General features: G+C 71.5%; 3 protein-coding genes and 2 pseudogenes. 4 read left to right on the top strand and 1 reads right to left on the bottom strand.

Features of this window, described 5'->3' with window-relative positions; translation table 11 throughout:
- Positions 1 to 1,300, top strand: a pseudogene (locus VE172_RS25180) (hypothetical protein); the annotation flags it as partial.
- Between the two features lie 89 nt (positions 1,301 to 1,389).
- Here the strand turns inward: VE172_RS25180 and VE172_RS25175 are convergent.
- Positions 1,390 to 3,381, bottom strand: a complete 1,992-nt coding sequence (locus VE172_RS25175) for a hypothetical protein (RefSeq protein ID WP_324804768.1) — start codon at positions 3,379 to 3,381, stop codon at positions 1,390 to 1,392.
- Between the two features lie 111 nt (positions 3,382 to 3,492).
- Here VE172_RS25175 and VE172_RS25170 point away from each other — a divergent pair, with 111 nt between their 5' ends.
- From VE172_RS25170 to VE172_RS25160, 3 genes and pseudogenes are all read left to right on the top strand, one after another.
- On the top strand, positions 3,493 to 4,233 hold the full coding sequence (locus VE172_RS25170) for a glycosyltransferase family 2 protein (RefSeq protein WP_324804767.1): 741 nt from the start codon (positions 3,493 to 3,495) through the stop codon (positions 4,231 to 4,233).
- Positions 4,234 to 4,245: 12 nt separating this feature from the next.
- The gene (locus VE172_RS25165; RefSeq protein WP_324804766.1) at positions 4,246 to 5,040 is read left to right on the top strand and encodes an ABC transporter ATP-binding protein; all 795 of its coding nucleotides are present in this window, start codon (positions 4,246 to 4,248) and stop codon (positions 5,038 to 5,040) included.
- A 19-nt stretch (positions 5,041 to 5,059) separates the two neighbouring features.
- Positions 5,060 to 5,278 (top strand): annotated as a pseudogene (locus VE172_RS25160) (hypothetical protein); the annotation flags it as partial.

Here is a 5,278-nt window from a genome sequence, read left to right as displayed (position 1 = left end):
ACTGGCCGCCCGGCTCGGCCTGCCCGAGGCCGACGCCAAGGCGCGCTCCACCGCCGACCTGCGAGGCATATCGCTGTATGTGCACTGGGCGATCGAGGCGCGGCTGCTGCGCCGACACTCCGGCCGCCTCGCGCCGCTGGCCCGGACGGCCGCGGTGGTGAGGTCGCCGCTGCGGCTGTGGCGCGCCGCCTTCGAGGCGGTGTCGCGGATCGGCCCGGAGCTCTGCCGCCCGCCGCGCGGGGAGAACCGGTCCATGTTGGCGCCGATCTTCGGTGACGTGGTCCCCGACGTCCTCAACTCGCTGTACAGCCTGCCCCACCCGATGCCCCTGGTGCGCCTGGAGGAGACGGTGTGGCGGCACGGCTGCGGCTCCTACTTCGACGTGGACCAGTACACCGGCTACTACGAGCGCGACCGCCGGCGCCTGGTGCACCGCGACCTGGATCGCCTGTGGCGCCTGCTGTCGGGGCTCGGCGCGATCACCGAGGCCGTCGGCGTCGCCGACCCGATGTTCAGCGACGACCTGATCGAGGCCGCCGGGGCGCCCGAGCCCACGGGCCCCTTCGACGCCCAGACCTGCCTGCGGCTGGCCGACGACCTGGGCATGCCCGGGCGCCTGATACACCTCAACGACCTGGCCACCGCCGTGCTGCGCGACCACATGCTCGACGAGGGCCGCGAGGCCGGGCTGGTGGGGGAGCTGGCCGACGCCGAGGCCTCCGAGATGCTCAGCGTCGTCACCCAGCACTATCCGCCCCGCTCCAAGGCCGCGGAGGTGGAGAAGTGGCTGTCGGTGCACGACGCCACGGTGGAGGCGCTGGTGGACGCCGCCCGCGCCACGCCGCTGCGCAGCCGGGCCGCCGCCATCCTCGAGCTTCTGTACGATGTGGACCCGAACGCGCCGAAGCTGTTGCGGCGGATGCGTTCCGACCCGTCACTTGCGCCGACGGCGCTCGTGTGCCTCGTGGAGACCGGCACCCTCGACCTGCAGGACCTCACGGCGCCGGAGCGCCAGCTGCTCACCGCCGAGTCCTCGCTGCGCCTCATGGAGATGGACGGCCCCGAGGCGATCATCAACGGCCTCGGCGAGCTGCCCGGCCCCGACGCCCAGACGGTGCTGCACCGGGTGCTGACCTCCGGGCACCCCGACACCCACGCCCTGGAGGAGTTCCGCGACCTGGTGGTCGCGCCCCTGGAGGATCAGGGCGTCACCGGGTGGCCGTCGCCGCCGCCGAAGCCGGGGCCCGGCCGCATCGGCGCCACCCGCCGCGCCCGGCTGGAACGCCGCGGCCAGGACTAGGGCCCGTTGGGGAACTCACCTCCGTCGCGGCCGGGCGCCGTCGGGCGGCGCGCGGCGGGAGACGGGGTTCCCCGACCAGGCCCCAAGCCTCATTCGCCGGGCGGCAGCGCGTACCCGGCGTAGTGTCGATAGTGGAATGTCCATCCCGGCGGGATGTGCCGGGCGCACTGGCGGCGCGGCATGGTGCACACGATGGCGTCCATGTCGGCGGCGTCGGCGGCCGGGCGGCCCGGGATCACCGACTGCAGGGCCTCGATCCGGTGCCCCCGCAACAGCACCCACCACGGGTACTCCCAGGAGTCGTTGGTCTGCAACAGCCCGACCGCGTGCGCGTCGGCCTCGGTCACCGCCCGCGCGGCCCACTCGTAGTCGCTCCTCCACGGGGGACGCCAGGCGAAGCGGTTCTCCATCCGCGACGAGGTCAATGTGGAGTGCGGGCCGACCACGCGGCGTGGCAGGCCCGCCGCGACCGACAGCAACCCGGCGCACACCGACAGCGCCAGCGCCGCCGCGACCACCGCCGCGCCGAGGCGCCGCAGCGTGCTCGCTTCGCGGGAACCCTTGCGCAGCAACGAGTCCAGCCACAGTCCCGCGATCGGAATCGCCAGCACCAGCGCGTACAGCACCAGCCGATTCACCCAGGGCTGCCACTTCACCGTCGCGGTGAACAGCAGCACCGACAGCGTCACCGCCGCCGCGTACGCCCGCAGGCCGCGCGATCCGATCGACGTCACCGAGCCGGGCCGCGCCAGGGCCAGCGCCACCGCCAGCAGCGCCAGCACACCAGCGATCGGGAACGACACCTTGTCCTCATTGGGCGGCCACGCCCGGTCGGGGAAGGTGCTGTGGCCGAAGGTGATCGCCGGGTCCTGCGGATCGACGCCCAGCGTCGCGGCGATCTGGTCGATCGCCCACGCCGAGGCGTGGGTGAGGCCCGGGATCGGGGTGTCGAAGGCCGTCTGCCCGATGCGCAGCGTGTTGACCAACACCGAAGCGGGATCGTGCGTCTGCATCGGGATCGAGGCGCGCAATCGCGGCGGCCCCAGGGGATTGCCGAACTGGCTTTGCATCCGCATCAGATACGGCGCCACGACGACCGCCGCCAGCGCCAGGATCGCCAGGGTCGACACCGCCAGGGTGAGCACGCGGCGCAACCGCTTGTCGTGTCGCCGAAGCGCCAGGCGCAGTTGCGCCAGCCCCCACAGAACCAGGATCGGGCCCACCCCCAACAGCCCGGTGGTCTTGGTGATCGCCACCAGCCCGGTTCCCGCGCCCAGCACCAGCACCGCCGCGACGTCGGCGCGGCGCCGCAGCCCGTCCAGCGCCACCGTCGCCACACAGCCCGTCCAGGCGGCGGCCACCAGATCCACCTGCGTGCTGGACGCCTGCAACACCAGCATCGGCGTGGTGGCCAACAGCAGCGCCGTCAACAGCTGGGCCCGCCGCCCGCCGCCCAGCTGCGCGCAGATCCGGGTGGCCACCAGCACGCAGCCCAACCCCGCCGCCCACTGCAGCAGGTTGTAGTACGCGTCCGTACCCGAAGCCAGCCGCAGGTGGGCCAGCAGGTATTCCGCACCGGGGGCCAGCGTCACCTGGCGGTGAATGTTGGTGGCGAAGAAGCCCACCGAGCCCTGCTGCACCCAGTGTTCGATCTTGGGCAGGTGGTACGTCTGTGAGTCGAAGTTGTTGGGGGCCGACCACGCCGCCAACAGCAGCTCCAGGCCGACGATCGCGGCCACCGCCACGGCGCCGACCCGCTGCCACCGGCCCAGTCCCCGCCACAGCTCGCGGCACCGCGTCCAGCCGCCCTTGAACACAGTGGACGCACGAAGGTGGTCGAATCGGGCCCGCCGCAAGCACAGCGCGGCCGCCGCCACCACCATCACCGCCCAGAAACCCCCGACGCCAGCCGCGTCGAACCACCCGAGATACGACAGCGCCTCCACCGCCACGGTCGCCGCCGCGCCGGTGACCACGGCGGCGCGCGCCACCGCCAGTCGCCAACGGGCCCGTCCGAGACGGGGCCGCAACGCGACCGTCAACAAGGCGACCGTCAGGGTCGCGCAGCCGATGACCAGCATTCGAGATATTTAACCCAATGGCGAGTGATCATTGACGGAGAGGGCACTCAACGAAACGATTACCTACCCGTTAGGCTTGCGCGAACATCCCTTGCATTCCAGAGGACCCCGATGAAACTCTCGATCCTCATCCCCGTCTACAACGAGGAAGAACGCCTCGCCGAGGCGCTCAAACTCGTGCTGGGTGTCGACTACCCATGCGACGTGGAGTTGGTCGTCGTCAACGACGGCAGCCGCGACGGCACCGCGTCCATCCTGGCGCAGATCGACGACGCCCGGGTACGGGTGTTCACCCATCCGCGCAACCGGGGCAAGGGCGCGGCGATTCGCACCGGCGTCAAGGCCGCCGAGGGCGACTACATGGTCATCTTCGACGCCGACCTGGAATACGAGGCCGCCGACATTCCGCGGCTGCTGGCCCCGGTGCTGGACGGCCGGGCCCAGGTGGTCTACGGCAACCGCACCTTCGGCAGCCACAGCTCCTTCTCCTTTTGGTACGTGATGGGCAACAAGGGCATCACCCTGGCCGCCAACGTCATGTACAACTCCTACATCGGCGACCTGGAGACCTGCTTCAAGGTGATGCCGGTGGCGCTGTACCGCTCGCTGCGGGTGCGCTCGCACGGCTTCGGCATGGAGGCCGAGGTGACCGCGAAGCTGCTGCGCCGGGGCATCCGCCCCTACGAGGTGCCGATCTCGTACTCGGCGCGCAGCCGCGAGGACGGCAAGAAGATCACCTGGCGCGACGGCGTCGAGGCACTGTGGATTCTGGGGCGCGAACGGGTGCGCCACGCCCGGCGTGACGCCGGCGACCTCCCGCGGGGCATCGCGGGCAAGCGCCCGCGTCCATGACAGTATTCACCCGTGTCTGAGTCCACCGATCAGGTCATTGACATCCGCGACGTCGTGGTGCGCCGCGGCGAGAACACCCTGCTGGACCACGTCGACTGGCAGGTAGAACTGGACGAGCGTTGGGTCGTGTTGGGGCCCAACGGAGCGGGAAAGACCACACTGTCCAATCTGGTCGCCGCCCGCAGCCATCCCACCTCCGGGACGGTGGGCATCCTCGGCGAACGACTCGGCAAAGTGGACGTTTTCGAGCTGCGGCCCCGCATCGGGCTGTCCACCGCGGCGCTGTCGGAGGCCATCCCCTTCGACGAGACCGTGGCCGACGCCGTGGTGACCGCCGCCTGGGCCGTGCTGGGGCGCGGCAGGGAACAGTACGAGGCGATGGACGAGATCCGGGCACACGGGCTGCTGGAACAGTTCGGCATCGACGCGCTGGCCGAGCGCCGCTACTCCACCCTGTCGGAGGGCGAGCGCAAGCGGGTGCAGATCGCCCGGGCGCTCATGACCGACCCCGAGATCCTGCTGCTGGACGAACCCGCCGCCGGACTCGACCTGGGCGCGCGGGAACGCCTGGTCACCACACTGTCCGAGCTGGCCTACGACGCCGACGCCCCCACCCTGGTGATGGTGACCCACCATGTGGAGGAGATCCCGCCCGGCTTCACGCACGCGCTGCTGCTGGCCGACGGCGCCGTGGTCGCCTCCGGCCTGATCGACGACGTGATCACCGCGTCCAACCTGTCCAAGACCTTCGCCACCGAGCTGAGGCTCGACAAGATCGGCGGCCGTTTCACCGCGCGGGCCGCCTGACCCTCCTAAAGTCAGTGTCGTGTGGACGACGCGACGCCTGACCGCGCTGGTCGCCGCGTGCGCGGCGGCCGCCGCCCTCGGCGTCGTGGCGCCCGGCGGGACGGTGGTGCGGGCGGACCCCGCCGCGATCGCCGACGCCATATCGCCCGCGGCGGCATCCACATTGATCAAAAAGAGCCTGTCGTCCGGCCTGGTGGGTCTCGGCCCCGCCGAGGCCGTGGCGCGGGTGGCGGCCGAC

Source organism: Stackebrandtia sp., assembly GCF_035643755.1.
Classification (GTDB): Bacteria; Actinomycetota; Actinomycetes; order Mycobacteriales; family Micromonosporaceae; genus Stackebrandtia.
Note: the sequence above shows the minus strand (reverse complement) of the source record. Positions and strands in the feature narration are given on the sequence as shown.